8 protein-coding genes are annotated in these 15729 nt (G+C 56.2%); 7 read left to right on the top strand and 1 reads right to left on the bottom strand.

Annotated elements, in window-relative coordinates; genetic code table 11:
- The first annotated feature begins 418 nt into the window (after nucleotides 1-418).
- Genes ACWYRN_RS09710 through ACWYRN_RS09695 form a run of 4 tightly spaced genes read left to right on the top strand, consistent with a single transcriptional unit; the run spans nucleotide 419 to nucleotide 7658 of the window.
- On the top strand, nucleotides 419-1867 hold the full coding sequence (locus tag ACWYRN_RS09710; RefSeq protein WP_488692197.1) for an ATP-binding protein: 1449 nt from the start codon (nucleotides 419-421) through the stop codon (nucleotides 1865-1867).
- Entirely contained in the window at nucleotides 1867-4596 is a 2730-nt protein-coding gene (locus ACWYRN_RS09705) for a Z1 domain-containing protein (protein WP_488692196.1), read from the top strand. Before ACWYRN_RS09710 ends, ACWYRN_RS09705 begins: the two co-directional genes overlap by 1 nt.
- Nucleotides 4583-5560: a PD-(D/E)XK motif protein gene (locus tag ACWYRN_RS09700; protein WP_488692195.1), complete on the top strand. Its 978-nt coding sequence runs from the start codon at nucleotides 4583-4585 to the stop codon at nucleotides 5558-5560. Before ACWYRN_RS09705 ends, ACWYRN_RS09700 begins: the two co-directional genes overlap by 14 nt.
- Nucleotides 5550-7658 (top strand): AIPR family protein, encoded by a 2109-nt coding sequence (locus ACWYRN_RS09695; protein ID WP_488692194.1) that lies wholly within the window; start codon nucleotides 5550-5552, stop codon nucleotides 7656-7658. Before ACWYRN_RS09700 ends, ACWYRN_RS09695 begins: the two co-directional genes overlap by 11 nt.
- A 74-nt stretch (nucleotides 7659-7732) precedes the next feature.
- On the opposite strand, the gene ACWYRN_RS09690 is transcribed toward ACWYRN_RS09695, so the two are convergent.
- On the bottom strand, nucleotides 7733-8218 hold the full coding sequence (locus tag ACWYRN_RS09690) for a very short patch repair endonuclease (protein WP_488692193.1): 486 nt from the start codon (nucleotides 8216-8218) through the stop codon (nucleotides 7733-7735).
- A 1916-nt stretch (nucleotides 8219-10134) separates the two neighbouring features.
- On the opposite strand from ACWYRN_RS09690, the gene ACWYRN_RS09685 reads away from it, so the two are divergent.
- The 3 genes from ACWYRN_RS09685 to ACWYRN_RS09675 all read left to right on the top strand — a co-directional run bounded on the left by ACWYRN_RS09685 (nucleotide 10135) and on the right by ACWYRN_RS09675 (nucleotide 15365).
- A complete protein-coding gene (locus ACWYRN_RS09685) occupies nucleotides 10135-11430 on the top strand; it encodes a type II restriction endonuclease (protein WP_488692192.1) in 1296 nt (431 codons plus the stop codon).
- A 2349-nt stretch (nucleotides 11431-13779) separates the two neighbouring features.
- On the top strand, nucleotides 13780-14307 hold the full coding sequence (locus ACWYRN_RS09680; RefSeq protein WP_488692191.1) for a sigma-70 RNA polymerase sigma factor region 4 domain-containing protein: 528 nt from the start codon (nucleotides 13780-13782) through the stop codon (nucleotides 14305-14307).
- Nucleotides 14307-15365, top strand: coding sequence for a hypothetical protein (locus ACWYRN_RS09675; RefSeq protein WP_488692190.1), 1059 nt, complete (start codon nucleotides 14307-14309; stop codon nucleotides 15363-15365). Before ACWYRN_RS09680 ends, ACWYRN_RS09675 begins: the two co-directional genes overlap by 1 nt.
- The last annotated feature ends 364 nt before the right edge of the window (nucleotides 15366-15729 follow it).

Raw genomic sequence — 15729 nt, 5'->3', positions numbered from 1 at the left:
CCAAAGACAGGAGCCCGCGTTGCGATTCCGCGAATGAAGACAGCCCATGTGCGCACCGTCTGCAACCAGATGTGTCGCATGTCATATCAACAGACCGTCCTAAGTGACCGAAGTGCGTGCCTGCACTTTCCGCAGCCAGACATGTATCTCTTCCGAACAACGATCACAAGGCAGTTTTTCCACGAATAAAGATATTTATTGATATGAAATAAGGAACAAATTATTATTAAAAGAAACAAAACTCCGGCAATTTTCTCAGGGCAGCGTTCGCGAACCCGCCCGTGTTAAACCGGTACAACTTGTATAGCTCACCTCACGTCTCCGCAGTCGATACAAGCAGAAATGCCGGGCGCCGGGCAATACGTGCGGCAGGCTACCGGTACGACATTTCAACTATTTTTACCAAGCGGGAACAGGTTTGACTGAATTTCTGGAGGTGCTTCCCGATCCGGTAAGCCTTATCGAATCAATGCGCGCCATCGGCTATACACCCGAAACTGCGCTTGCAGATCTCATCGATAACAGCATTTCGGCCAAGGCGTCGGCGGTGCATATCGAATACGACGCAACGGGCGAACCTTTTGTCGCGCTGCTGGACAACGGCCATGGCATGGACGCTGCGGAACTGACGAACGCGATGCGCCACGGCAGCCGTAATCCGACCGATACGCGCAGTGCGCAGGACCTAGGCCGGTTCGGACTGGGACTGAAAACTGCATCTTTGTCCCAGTGCCGCTGTCTGACGGTGATCAGCAAACAGGGCGACCAAATTCATGCCCGCTGCTGGGATCTGGACGTCGTTCAGGCAGAAAACCGCTGGGTTGTCGTGGTTCCCTCGGCTCGGGACCGGGAAAAGCTACCGTTATACGATGACCTCATGGCGCTGGAGAGCGGGACACTTGTGGTCTGGCAGTCGCTGGACCGCCTGATGTCAGGCTCATCCCGTCCGGCCGATGAAATGACGGTCCGGATGGGAAACCTCCACCACCATCTCTCGTCGGTGTTTCACCGTTATACGCGTCGCGAAGGCAACCTGCCCCCTGTCGACATTACCGTCAACGGACTTAGGCTCAAGTCACTCGACCCATTCCTCAAGGACAACCGGTTTACCCAGCCGCTCGAAGGCCAGCCGATACGCGTTGGCGGAGAGCTAATTACCGTCCAGCCTTACGTACTCCCGCACATGAGCCATCTCAGCATGGACGAAGCCGAGACTGCGGGCGGCCGGGACGGGCTGCGAAGCAGCCAGGGATTTTATGTCTACCGCAACCGCCGGCTGGTGATTTCGGGCACCTGGTTCCGCCTTGTGCCGAAAGAGGAATTTTACAAGCTTACACGGGTTCAGGTGGACATTCCGAATTCACTTGATCACCTCTGGTCGCTGGACATTAAGAAATCGGTAGCCTATCCGCCCGCCGTTATCCGTGACCGCCTGCGCGAACTGATCCCGCATTTTGCGCGCACCAGCCACAGCACCATCACCTATCCGGGCCGCAAACAGAAGCAGCGGGCAGGTTTCGTTCCCCTGTGGGAGCGGATTGAGCCTACCAGAGGCAGCTTCCGCTATCAGCTTAATCCGGACCACCCGGTCATCCGCCAGTTGTCCGACGGGCTCGATACTGCTGCACAGAAGGCGCTGCAGCAGCTTCTCGAACTCGTCTCTACGGCACTTCCGTTCGAAGCGATCTACTCCGACATGTGCGGCGACCGCCGTCCAGCAGAACCACCCGACCGGCAGACGGAACTCGTCGCGCTTGCAGCAAGAATCATGCAGATAACCCGACTGCCGCTCGGAACGGTTCTATCGCTTGACCCGGTGGCACAGTTTCCGCAGTACCACGAACAGATTCAAAAGGAACTTGGCTGATGAACGGCTATTCGATGGACCATGTAGGCATGGCAATGAGCATCATTAACGGCCGCCCGCTGACGGACACCCTTCTCGAGCAGGTGCTCGTCATGCTTTCAGGGCTGGATGCAGCGCTTGGCCACGAAGACCTACAGCGTGTACGCAAAAAACTCGAATCCACCATCGGCATCCGCATGACGGTCGGTGAGGTTGTGCGTGACAGCAGCTTTGCGCCATGGGTGTCGGACGCCAAAGGAAGCACGGTTTGGCATTACTGGGACAGCTATACCAGACTGCTTGCCAAACAGGGATGGAGCCCCACGGTCATGCGTGTTCTGGACGAGGACACCGACAACATCCTGACAGAATGCGGCAATCCCGCATGGAAGGGTTCCTGGGCTCTGCGCGGTCTCGTCATGGGAGATGTCCAGTCCGGTAAGACGGCCAGCTACAGCGGACTGATCGCCAAGGCTGCGGATGCCGGCTACCGGGTTATCGTACTGCTAACCGGCGTGATCGAGGATCTGCGCCGCCAGACCCAAGAACGCCTTGATCTCGGCTTTGTTGGCCGCGACAGCCGCGACGTGTTTGGAGACAGCCGCACTGCCACGCCCATTGGTGCGGGAATTTACAGAAACAGGTCGGCAAATGTTCTTACCTCGGTCAACTTCGATTTTCTGACCAATAACGCGAGGATTCTGGGCGGGATCCCACTCGCCAACATCAACGAACCGCTGCTGTTCGTGATGAAGAAAAATAAGTCACCGCTGGAAAACCTGAAAAGCTGGCTGCAGGCACAGCTGGAGCTAACAGGCTACGAGAAACATGAACTCCCGCTGCTCGTGATCGACGACGAGGCGGACAACGCGTCCGTCAACGTTCGTAAAGAAGGCCAGGAACCTGCGACGATCAACGGTCTCATCCGCGACATCATCGGAAAGTTCTCGCGCTCGTCATATGTCGCCTACACTGCGACGCCCTTTGCGAACGTGTTCATCAATCCGGACAACGAAACCGACCTGTTCCCGTCGAACTTCATCTACAGCCTCAACACGCCATCACATTACATTGGTGCTTCTAGCATTTTCCTTGAAGATGGGAAGCACCATGGCCAGCTGCGCGACATTGACGACGCTGAAAACAGCTTCCCCTACATCCACAAAAAGGACTATCCGGTCAATGACCTGCCAGAAAGCCTCAGGGATGCGATTCGGGTTTTCCTGCTGAGCTGCGCGATCCGCGACATCAGGGGTGAAGAGCTGCGTCACCGTTCGATGCTTGTCAATGTCAGCCGCTTCACGGATGTGCAGGGCCGCGTGTCCGAAAAAATCCGTGGGTTCCTGTATGGGCTGCAGCAGGAGATCCACCAGTACCTTGCCGGCGCATCGTGGCGTAAGCATCCTGCTCTCGCCCGCCTTCAGGCGGTGTGGGAAGAGGAGTTCGCTGATACCGAAGTCAGCTGGGAACAGGTCCGTAAAAAACTGCACGAGGCTATTGCATCGGTAAAGGTTGTAACCATCAACCAGAAGTCGGCGCCGGAGGAAAAGCTCGACTATTCCACCTACCAGAACACCGCGAAGGGGCGCCGTGTCATCGCCGTGGGCGGCCTGACGCTGTCCCGCGGCCTGACGCTGGAAGGACTCTGTGTCAGCTATTTTTACCGCAATTCCAAAGCCTATGACACGCTGCTGCAGATGGGCCGCTGGTTCGGCTACCGCCAGGGCTATGACGACGTGTTCCGCATCTGGATGGACGCCGACGCCCAGGACTGGTACGCACACATCGCCGGTGCGGTAGCAGAACTGCGCAGGGATTTCCGGCGCATGAGCGCCAACCGCCTGCCGCCATCGCAGTTCGGCATCCGCGTAAAAGCCCACCCGGACACACTGATCGTTACCGCCCAGAACAAGATGAGGAGCGGCCAGAACGTCGTCCATTCGGTTTCCTTCAACGCGTTTGGAACGGAGACAGCGTTTATTCCGCGCTCAATAGCGCTTAATGCCCAGAATATCCAGCGGATCGAAGCCTTCATGCGGGCGGAGGGGCCGGCCACGCTGACGGGCAACCGCTATGTCTGGACCGGGATCGACAAAAACCGCATTGCCACCCTGCTTGCGGAACTCAACGTCAGCATCATGAACATGCAGTTCGTTCCTGATCAGGAGGACGGTACGCGACCACTCGTCCGTTTCATCCGTAACAACGGTTACGACAGGCTGAAGGAGTGGGATGTCTGTATACCGCAGGGCTTGGGGGATCCCGTACCCGATTTGAACGTGCCGCTCATGAATGGCCTGTCCGGAAGCATCCGCAGCCGCGAGCGGCAGTTCGAGAAAACGGCAAAAGGGGTTGCCTACCTGAAGCTCAACAAGCAGCGCGTTGGCGACACCAGTGACGAACGCATGCTGATGACGGATGAGCAGATCAAAAAGGCCGAGGCTGACTGGGAGCGCGAGAGCGAGAAGGAGCAAAGAGGCGCCACCGTGTCGGGAAACTGGTATCGCAGATACCGTTCGCGTCCGCTTCTCACCATCCACTTCATCCAAGCAAAGGACCCAACCGGCAAGCACCCCGAAAGGATCATGCCTGCCAGTGAAATCGGAACGGCCCCAATGGTTGCGCTCAGCCTCAGTTTTCCGAATTTCGATGATTCGGGCGACGGGGAGAAGGTCGTCTATCGGCTGAACCGGGTGGCACTGCGTGACCTCTTCGGTGAAGAGGAAGGAGACGCGGATGACACGGATTGAACAGCTCTGGCTCGAAATACGGCGCGATATGGCCGGGGAGCAGCTCGCCGGGAGCAGCTGGACGCTGGTACGTGTGGACCCGCGGCACCCGTTCAATATCTACGCCGGCGTGGACGGCAACGGATCCGCCATGCTGGCCATCGGCGTCAGCAGCCGTCCGCTTGCAATTGACGCCGATACTGGCGCACTCGGCTATGTCCGGATCCAGCGCGCAGGCGGCGACTGGGTGATGGGACTACGGCTCGAAGGATCGGGACTCGAGGCCGTGTTCGGCCGGCTCTGCCAAGACCTTGTGGATACGGCAGCAGGGGTCGCCACCGAAACGGCCCTCGTCGCGCTGTTCAGGGACCGCCTGCTGCTGTGGAAGCGGCTGTTCCGCGATGGCGGGTCCGGACTGCTGCAGAAATTTCAGATCAAAGGACTGATCGCGGAGATGCTTGCACTGGAAGAGTTCATAAGCGCGAATGCCGCCGATCCCCTGCAGCCCCTGGCCGCGTGGACCGGGCCAAGCGGCACCAGTCAGGACTTCGTGTTTGCCGGCTACGCTGTCGAGGTAAAGGCGGTGTCGCCAGACGCGGAAGCTGTCGGCATCTCGTCCGCGAAACAGCTTGATGCGCCGGTCCCCCTTTCGCTCCGGGTTTGCGTGCTCCGCGAAGCGTCGCCCTCCGAAAAGGGGGCGCTCACGCTGCCGCTGCTGGTAACCCGGATTGAACAGCTGCTTGCCGATTCTGCTGGTGCCACCACCGCATACCGCGACAGGCTTCTCGAGGCCGGCTACGTCGAGCACGATCATTACCGCAATACCGCATTTACGCCGATGGAAACCAGGCACTATGCCGTAGGCGACGGGTTTCCACGCCTTGTTCCCGCAACGCTTCCAGCCGGAATCCCGGACGTCACTTACAGCATTCTGTTCTCCTCAATTACCTCTTTCCTGAACCCGCCGAATTCTCATGCAGCCTGAAGACTTTTTGAACGAACTGGGCCAGCTCGTGGCCCGACGCAGCCGCGCAACGGAACTGGTGGATACCCTTGCGTTCGTTAACGAAGTAGCCGAACGGCTTGAAGAGGACCCCGTCTTCGGCGAATTCGAGCAGATCGAATATCAGGGCACCGGGGCGAAAAACCGGGGACTCAAACTGCACGGATTTACCCGATTTGACGAGTCGGACGGTAGCATCGGACTTGTCATTGGCAGGTGGGAAGAGCTGCAGGCGCCCACGACGCTCAACACGGCTATGGCGGACCAGCTGTCTGGATGGATGGAGAATTTTGTCCGTGAAGCGGTCGAGAACAGCCTGCATCAATACATTGCGGAAGCGAACCCTGCCTATGAACTGGCGCTGCAGCTACACAACGATGTTCATAAAATTAACCGGATCCGGCTGCACGTATTTACCAACCTCACCCTCAGCAGCCGGTTCAGGGAGGAGCTGCACGGTACCATTGCCGGCATCCCGGTCGAGCGTCATATTTGGGACCTGAAGCGTCTTGCAGCGCTGTATGAATCGAGCCGTGAACGCGAGGCGGTCCACATTAATTTCGCCGAATCCGGTGCCGCCCCGATTCCCTGTCTCGTGGCAGCACGTACCGACGATCTATGCTCCTATCTCTGTGTGGTCCCGGGAGACCAGCTGGCCGATCTGTTCGAGCGGTATGGCAGCCGTCTTCTCGAAGGCAATGTACGTTCTTTCCTCGGGATGAAAGGCGGGGTTAACAAGGGTATCCGCACCACGATCCAAGATGCACCAGGTCTTTTTTTTGCGTACAACAACGGGATCGCTGCAACGGCGTCCGATGTGACGGTCGAGTCCAGAAGTGGACAGCTCGTCATTACGGGCCTGACCGACCTGCAGATCGTCAACGGAGGGCAAACGACCGCAAGCATCCTGAACGCCCGCAAGAAGGACAGGCTCAGCCTTGCAGGCGTATCGGTCCAGATGAAGCTGACGCGGGTTCTGCCAGCCCGGGCGCAGGAGCTGATCCCAAGTATCGCGGAATATGCCAACACGCAGAACAAGGTTGCGGCGGCCGACTTTTTTGCGAATCACCCGTTCCACCGCAAAATGGAAGAAATTTCACGCCGTCTGCTCACGCCGGCAAAGGCCGGCCAACGAATCCAGAGCAAATGGTTTTACGAGCGCTCACGCGGTCAGTACCAGAACGAGCGCCTGTATCTCGCGCCGTCGGCAAAAACCGCGTTCGAAAGCCAGTATCCGCCAGACCAGCTTGTCAGCAAAACGGACCTCGCCAAGTATGCGCACACGCTGGAAGGAAAACCTCACTGGGTCAGTTTGGGGGCACAGAAGAATTTTTCGAAATTCGCGTCGAGATTTTCCAGCAAAAGCGCCGACGTAACCGAAGCGGAGAACTGGGAAAAGCTCAGTCCCGACTATGGCGATGACTATTTCCGGTCCATGGTGGCTATAGCGCTGGTATGGCGACGAATGGAGAACATTGTTGATGCCGCGCGCAGCTCATGGTACGAAGGCGGATACCGTATCAACATCGTGACCTATACGGTTGCAAAGCTCTTCCATGACATCCGCAAAGCCGGCGGAGAGGTCGACCTCGACCGCATCTGGAACAGCCAGGGCGCCGGCTTGGACGTGGCGGAGCGCCTGGAACAGCTAGCGCCCAGCGTACAGCAGTCGCTGCTGCTCCCTCCGTCCGGGGTCAAAAACGTGGGCGAATGGTGCAAACGGGAAGAGTGCTGGCAAAGCATCGCGGCCCTCGACATTCCCTGGACGGCCGACCTGCGCCGTATTGCGATTCCGAAAAGCGACCACGCGGCGAAGAGGACCGACAGCAGAAAACAGGGACAGGTCGATGACAGCATCGAACTCCAGCGAAAAATGCTGGACCTCACTAGCACCGGCTACTGGACAGCGTTGCATGCATGGTCACGGAAGGTCAGCCACCTTACGCCAGCCGAGCTCGAACTGGTTTCGAAGGCGAGCACGTTACAGGGATTCCTCAGGACGCAGCCGAAAGACCACAGGAAGCTGGCCCTTATCTGCAGGTCAGCAGAGGACGAGGGATTCCGGCACCAAGCACGCTAGGCGCACAATCGCCGGTTCATCCGCCAGCGGCCACTCCTTCGGATCGCATGACGCAGACCACGGAGATGGTAGGGTCAGGACACTGCAGCCGGCGCTGGTTGAGCAGTACTAAAGGGGCCGCGCAGTTCGATCAAGCGGGCGTCACCGCGCAGCCATTCTGCGAGCGCGTCGACCGCGCCGGGAATGTCTCGGTGACGTCCGCGCAGTGCGCATTCCCAGACCGTTCCCACACGCCATCCCGCGTCCAGCAGGGCCTGTTTTACGCGGGCATCATTGCTGCGGTTCCCGGCAATTTTGCCGGCCCAGAAGTCGGTGCGCGTTCCAGGCAACCTGAACAGGGGGCAGTCGTGTCCGTGCCAGAAACAGCCATGGACGAGAATTACCGCGCGTCGTCCGGAAAACACGATGTCGGGCTTGCCGGGCAGGTCCCGGCGGTTGACGCGAAACCGGAAACCTTTACGGTGAAGCAGACTCCGAATCAGAATCTCCGGCTTTGTGTCGCGGCCACGGATACCGGACATCATGCGGCTGCGGGTGGCGCTGTCTACGATATCGACCATTTATTGCTTCAGGAAAAGTGTATGAGCATCATATCTCACAGTGGGATGCGAGGGCGCATACGAGTGTCCGGGCTTCCAGCCATCCCCGATGCAGCGGATGTAGCATCCGTGACTGCGTAACCTCTGAAGCAGATCGCGGGCGCCGACAGCCGTGACATGGCAACCCAGATGCGTTACAACGCACCGGACTGGCCTGCGTCAGCCAAATTGGCCCTTCTGACGGCACCATGGCGGAAGTTACGGGTACAGCCTGAAAAAGTTTCTGTCCGGTCGTATGCGCACCGTTATGCCTGAACCAGCCTATTTTCCGGAACAACGATGGATACACCATAGGGCCCGCTTGCACAGCTGGACCTAGCTGACCATAATCTTGCAGCGAAGATTCTCGCGGCAGACAAGCACTAGATCGTCGAAGGGCTGGGTAGAGTGCCTTTTCGGCCAGATTGCGTCCAGTGTCCATCGGCCGGACAGCAGATACTCTCTCTGGACCTCAAAACCATTACGGTCGACATGCGGCGACACGTGACCGCTGGGTTGCGTTGTTTGGTCCCGCACCAGAGCCCCCGCCCTCAGCCGTTATCTTCTGGCTCTCGGGACTGCCGCTGTCACGCATCTGCTGGATTTTCGAAACGGGACGTTCGTTGCGGCACGGGTCCTGAACGGACAGCACGCTGAGGAATACCAGCCGCTTGAGGACCTGATGCGCCAGCTGTCGGGCGGGCGTTTTACCCCCGTTTCAAGGGGCTGTATCCGTCAACGATGTGACCCGGCAGCGCTAGGTCTTCTGGGGATTTCTATCCGAGGATTACGGCCGGGACCTCGGGTCTAGGGTAAGGCTCGTAAGCTACTCATCAATTGTGCCGTCCAGCTTTCTTTCCGGTCGGTACTGAACCTATAGCGCATGTTTATATCGGACGGGGTCGTTTAACTGTTCGAGATCAGGCACAAATATCCGATAGCAGGTGCCAGACTCAGTTTCGGGATCAAGGATCGTGAGCTGCGCGTCCTCGACAGACTTGCCTGGACCGGCGTGCGGTGTCTGCACACGACATTGGTCAAGCCGTTCTGGGGCCGATCGTCGGCTCTATGTACCTCCTCAACGACCTACGATGCGTGCACCGGCCGGCTTGATTGCGACAATCCTCGATGTTTCACGGACAGCTGCACTTCTGCGGGAAGGTTCTGGCAGGTCGGGCCCATAGGTCATTACTGGCGCGTCGAGCATTCCGTTCAAAAGCATTCCTTTCGAATCCTTTAACTGCCTCAGCGTACTGTCCGATGCGCCAGCCACACTCGCGTCACGAGTCTTCTTGGCAAGGCAGGGTATCAGACTGCCGAGTCCTGAAAACTAACTGACTTCGCAGCCTCAGGGTACCCGTGACGGACTGTTGGGATCCCGGGCGGCAGGCGCGGGCAGGACAGCGAAGCACCGGACTGCGCTGGTTGGCCCTTGGCCGAATGAATCAAACTGTGCGACGGCACCGAAAGCCTTCAGCGTTAAAACCGCGAACACCAAGCGCAAAACGGTATTGGGTGTCGTGTCCCTACCCGGCATACTCCCTCGCATCACGGCAGCACACCGTGAACGTGATACTAGCTCGTGTATCCCACAGTAAGTGGAATTGGATTTCAGACAGGAAACGTAGTATCGTCGTATCGTTCGGAAAAGCTTCTGAAAGTAACACGCCTGCAGGTCCTTTTAGGCACGCAAGGCCGCACACACGTGGAGAACAGCAGTGGTAGCAACAGCGGGCCAACAGTCACAGTTAGGCGGGTTGCATGCAACGGGCTGGCGTGCCTGTGTTATGTGAACACGGCCGGAGCAGAATTACGATGCAGGGCACTTTCATGTTCGCTTCGATGTACTCTGGCCTGTAACGGCTAAAAATCGGTACATATTGATCTAACCGGAATTTATGTTCAACGACAAAATAAGTGACTACATCGAAGGCGTAGCGGCGAAATATTTAAGCTCCGTAGATACCAAGAAAGACAAGAGGTCAAACCAGCATGAGATTGGCGGACTCATCAGAGCTGGATTCGGAAGGTATCTGGGTCAGGGTAGCGAAAACTTCCACTACCGCGTCCGCCAGATTTATGTGACCGATGACCTTGAGGAACCGGTCATTTGTGATGGACATGTCACTTGGTACGATACCCGGAGAGATGACGACAGCCGGGGTCCGGAATACAGGCTTTATTATTACGACAGTCCGGTTACGGAGCTGATGGGGGCAGGCGATTTTCTGCTGATAGCAAAACTCCGGAACGAGCTTCCGTTGCTTGCAAGTACGACTGAAATGGGCGGTGAGCAATTCCGCTCAGGATCGTTCCTGATGGTGTTCGCCCCTGCCGGCAGCAGTGTGGAGCATCAGCTGAGGGTAATATTCGGTCTGAACGACATTGAGAACACTCTCAAGGCAGGCACACTGGATACGGTTGATTTACTGTTACCGCTTCGCTCGATGCTGGAAAGCCTGGGCGTGGAAACCGGGACAGGCATTTCGCAGGAAGAAAAGTGGCTCGACAGATTAATCGGCGCCTTTGGTGGCAAGGAATTCCCAACGACATCCGCTTTTTCGGGATTTTCCAGGAAGAGTATCGGTGACGATGTAGCACCCCTTGATGCGCCTGACGCCACACTTATGGCTTGGATGGAACGTGAGGAGAGTCTGTTCAAGATTTATGAGCGTCATCTCGTACGGGAGCGTCTGGCCAAAGGTTTTGGTGAAGACGTGGAAGCCTTTATCAGCTTCTCATTGAGTGTCCAGAATCGCCGAAAATCCAGAGCAGGTCACGCCTTTGAAAGCCATCTGGACTGTCTGTTCCGGCATCACGGCCTGCAGTTTCAGCAGGGGCGCGGGAAGAATATGGTCACCGAGAATAATTCAAAACCGGACTTCATATTCCCGTCATTTGCGGCGTACCATGACAGGAACTTTTCAGAATTCAGGCTAACGATGCTAGGGGCCAAGACAACCTGCAAAGACCGCTGGCGCCAGGTTCTGTCCGAGGCGAAGCGCATCGAATCAAAACATCTGGTCACGCTGGAACCTGCTATTAGCGGCGTGCAACTGGAAGAAATGCAATCCCACAGCCTGCAGCTTGTGATTCCGGCTTCGATACACGCTACCTATACAGCAGACCAAAAGGCAACCTTAATGGATGTGGAACGCTTTATCGGGCATGTTCACAAGCTCCAGCAGTCATAAGACCGGTCGTCACTTTCAGCATGAAGCTATATTTCACGCCGGAAACGCCCCCCCTACTCTGCTGCAGGTTGGATGGATGCTAATGACTAGCCGGAGCTTGGCTTGAGCATTGCCTTCCAGAGATCTTCCCAACCACTCAACAGCTCCCGCACTGATGGCCGAGACGCCTCCGAACACGCTCACCGCTGCCTGTGCGTTCACCTTGAAAGGGAGCTCGGTCTTATACGTGATAAAGCCGGAGCAAACGCGGGGTTCCAGTCATTACACTAAAGGCATCGCGGGAAATTACCGCTTTTGATCGCAGCGTAGGTGCCTCGTCATCGCCTACGCGACCGTAAAGCAAGCGCTCCTAGAATATCATGTGACGTGTTCCCCTAGGCCGAGGTATTGCTGCATACCCCCCCTCGCGGCGAGAGTCGCTGCCAGCAAGCAGCACCATCTTGTGCAGCTATATCGCGACTCAAGCGCGTAGAACGCGACGGATCTCCGCCACCGGCCAAGCCAAGCGACCATTCACACGAACCGGTCGAAGAGGTCCATTTTCAGAAGATGCCCATACCCGCAATGTTTGCGGCTTCCGCCCCAAATGGTAAGCAGCGCATGCGGTATCGACATGTGTTCGCCGCTCGAGGTCAAGCGATGTGAAAAACCCCTCCTTAGCGCGCACTACATGTGCATGTTGCGCGGCATTCTGCTGCTGATTCATTTATCGCCCCTCAATTCATCGCCATAGGTATCCAACCACCAGCGATCAATACCACCATGTCCGACACATGGCTAAACAACACCAAGGCAAAGCCCTAGCCCAAGACTACGTTTACGTATCGCCCTCCCCGGCAATCCAACGAGACACAGGTGCCTCGCAGCACCGACTTCTCGACTTCCAATCGCCCGGTCTGAACTTTTACGTGGCTTCCATCGCTTAGCGCTACCTGCCAACAGACAGGTCAATGGTGGCGCTAGCACCGATTTTTCTCGTGACATCGGCGTGCCGACGACACCAATAGTTCTTGATACCTCTCTTGGCTTCTCGCTTGCGCCGAGCCAAGACTGGTATTTTCGAGGAGGACGAGCTGGAGTGAGCGGGACAAAAATAGCCTGTGAGCAAGCTGCCGTGACAGATCAGAATTTGACTAATTCATGATGTGGCGGGTGGTGCTACGGTCGCGGTTCGCGACAACTATCGTTTTTGAAGGCCTAAAAGCTACAGCGAATGCAAACAAACGCCACGTTAGACAAGCAGCTATGAGAGATTGAGATTTGAACGAAATTCGTGATTTTCTTGGCTAGACAAGAAATCGGTAGCCTGATTACACGAAAAATCGAGAGTTGCTGCGCCAGCAACGGCGAGAATTGGGAGCAAAATCCCACGACAGTGAGAAATTTTTGTTTGGGTTCCAGGAAAAATCCTGAGCACTTCCGCAGAGCGAGCTTGTAGAATACTGGAACCAATGTTTCCTGTCAACAAGTCTCGAAACCTGCTTTTTGATGGTTTACGCTGGCATCTCTCGTCGTGTTCGCGCATCAGCCGGTGTTGCCTCAGCTTGCACGTCATGCGAATTTACGCTGCATTACCCCCATGCATATGTACGTGCAAAGCTGGTAGCTATAAGTTGGCGTTTCACAGCCCCGTATCAGAGCCACATGCATTGATGCAATAAAAGTTTGCCCAAGAAAACTAATCTGTGTAATAATTTGCAGGTCACCCTGTGGCATTGTTGTACCCAACTGGCACTCGCTTGCCAAAATCATCGCAAAACGCCTCGCATTTCGTCGGCTCACTCCGCTTTTCAACAAGCATGTAGTCGTAATGTTCTGCGAGCATGCTTAGAATTTATCTCAGTAGAATGGCGCCGCTACCAAGCGCCTGACAAGCGGCTGCATTACTCTTCGTATGGCCGTTGTACGCCCTCGTCGCACCTTGTCCGCGCCGTCATGCAGCACAACCAACTTCCACCTCTGCTGCGATAAGTTAGCATTGCACCTTGGACGCACCCTTGGTCCGTCTACGCTTCCTAAAATCCTTTCTGGATCTACCTGAACTTTCGAACCCACTTTTCGATTGGTTAGTAATAGATCCGGTGCAATGCATGGCCTGAGTGGACCGAGCAGAAGAGAATCCCTCTTACACTCGCCATCTCGACACATCAATAGCCCGCCCTCCCCCTCAAGATTTCTTGTCTACTTGAACCTCTCGTGATCAGCTCCACGAACAGGTTTATCTGGTTGATCCATATGCAATGTTTTACCTGGGTGCGACCGGGCGGAAGAGGATTCGTCCTTTTCCATCGCAGAGCTGTCGTCACGCTTTACCCATTCCTGTACGCATATTGGATCGAGAAGAAAGACATGTCCCTTACTCCTACCGAAGTAGCCCAGCTTGCTGTGACGTTCCCACGGACGCACGCAGCTCAGATCAATACCAAGGCGGCTAAGTACCGCACGCCGGCAGACGACATCGCCCAAGAAGCAAGCGAAATCATCTTGGACAAGGGTGCCACATTTGACCCAGCAAAGGGAACACTGTGCCAATTCGTTTTCGGACACTTGGAGAAAAGAATGCGCCGCCAGCTAGGCGCTCACACCTTCGCCGTTTCGCTCGACCTTGACGATAGTTTTGGCATGAATGCACGCGGCCTCATCGAAAACCTGGCGGCACCGTCAGAGGATGACGACGAACCTGTTCTAGGCGAGTCGAACAAGCCCGGCATTGCAAAAGCTTTGTCGGTCGCACGTTTTGTAAGCGGAAAGTCAAGCTCGGAACTCGCACGCCTAATTGGCGTCACTCCCCGCCGCGCACGACAAATACTGCAACAGCTGCGCGAGGAGCATGCGACGTCCAACCAGTTCGAGCTCTGCCTTGAGGAGGTGCGCTGATGATCGCAAACACCTTGCAACTCGATATAGGTCCCGACGGCGAATTTCACAGGGTCGTAGCGCTTAGCTCCCTTTTTGCCCGAAAACTGGGAACAACGGCGGCGGCATGGCTATGCCAAGCCGTCTATACCCAAGTGAAAGCCGGGGCCGGCCGCTTGTGGTCCAAGAAACTGCTCGCGGACCGCGATGAAAATGGGCAGATGATTCGGCCTGAACGGGAAATCGACCAAAGCTTCGAGTATGAAACCGGATTAACCCGTTCAGAACAGGCGAGTGCACGCAGGGCCGCGAAGGAACTAGGTGTCCTCACGGAGCGGCGCTCGACTTACCAAGGGCGCATCGAATACCTAATCGATCTCGATGGTTTGCGCAGGCACGCCGACAAATGGGTGAACGATGAGCGCAATATTGCGCGTTCAGGGAAGCAGGAAATGACTTTCATGAAGGCAGAATCCAACGTTCCAGAAAGTGAAATTCCGCACTCTAGTACAAAGAGTATAGAAGCTAAAAAAAGCAGACCTCCCACGCCAGACCCAGTTGCCAGGTATGACAACCCAACCCCGAGCTGTCAGGCTGCCGGAGGTTCCGGCATCAAAGCTAGCCGCAAGATGATGGTGGAAATTGAAGGGGTCGAATGCTGGTTTGACTCGGACAAACAACTTGTCATTTCTTTGCTAGAAAAACATGGAGAAGTGAAAGTTCGCAGCGCGGTTTTAGAGCTTCAGAATGCGGGCAAACGTCTACTCCCTTCGGCGGTAGAAAAAATATTGTCCCGGACATTGGGACCGGATATGGTCAAGCAGACCTCCCAGTTGCTTAGTAAATACGACGACGGCAAGAACGAAAGGGATAGCCGCAGAGCCGCAAGTAAAGCCGCGCAACAGTTATCGCCAAGCGACCGTCGTAAGTTCGTATTGAAATTTATTGAGCAAAACGGCTCTGCTAGCACTTCATCGTTCGATTTTGCGACCGACGATTTTCTCAATCCAGCCGAGAGAATCGAGTTCAAACGCTGGCTGGAAACGCAGTTTATGCAAGATAACGTAGCGCCAACTTAGCAAGGCGACCGCTTATTTCGAAACTGAGGTAGATGGCTCTACGACCCACTTCTTGGCTGAAAACGGGAAGTGGGCGATACCCAAGGAAACGGCTAAGTGCAAGCTGATGCGACTGCTAATCCCGTTATTTCCTAAGACTAGGCGTAACCTAGCCTCACACCGTTGGGCGTGCGCCTAACATGGCCCTGCTGCAGCTGCCGTAATCGGACCCGTAAGCAGACCAAACAGGTAGGTCGGCAACTGGCCACAAGCTGATCTTGTAGCCCTAGGGCTAACTAATGGTGGCCCGGTGGTGAACCGGCACCTCCCGTCTGCGGACGTGTGGTGTTGATCGGTCGCGAACAACATGGCGCGAACGCGCACG

This window comes from Massilia sp. BAP21 (assembly GCF_057801335.1).
This window is presented reverse-complemented; position numbering and strand designations above follow the sequence as displayed.

Excerpts from the sequence above, each read along its gene's own strand:
- ACWYRN_RS09705 (WP_488692196.1), top strand. The coding sequence starts at position 1,867 with ATGAACGGCTATTCGATGGACCATGTAGGCATGGCAATGAGCATCATT.
- ACWYRN_RS09700 (WP_488692195.1), top strand. The coding sequence starts at position 4,583 with ATGACACGGATTGAACAGCTCTGGCTCGAAATACGGCGCGATATGGCC.
- ACWYRN_RS09695 (WP_488692194.1), top strand. The coding sequence starts at position 5,550 with ATGCAGCCTGAAGACTTTTTGAACGAACTGGGCCAGCTCGTGGCCCGA.
- ACWYRN_RS09690 (WP_488692193.1), bottom strand. The coding sequence starts at position 8,218 with ATGGTCGATATCGTAGACAGCGCCACCCGCAGCCGCATGATGTCCGGT.
- ACWYRN_RS09685 (WP_488692192.1), top strand. The coding sequence starts at position 10,135 with ATGTTCAACGACAAAATAAGTGACTACATCGAAGGCGTAGCGGCGAAA.
- ACWYRN_RS09680 (WP_488692191.1), top strand. The coding sequence starts at position 13,780 with ATGTCCCTTACTCCTACCGAAGTAGCCCAGCTTGCTGTGACGTTCCCA.
- ACWYRN_RS09675 (WP_488692190.1), top strand. The coding sequence starts at position 14,307 with ATGATCGCAAACACCTTGCAACTCGATATAGGTCCCGACGGCGAATTT.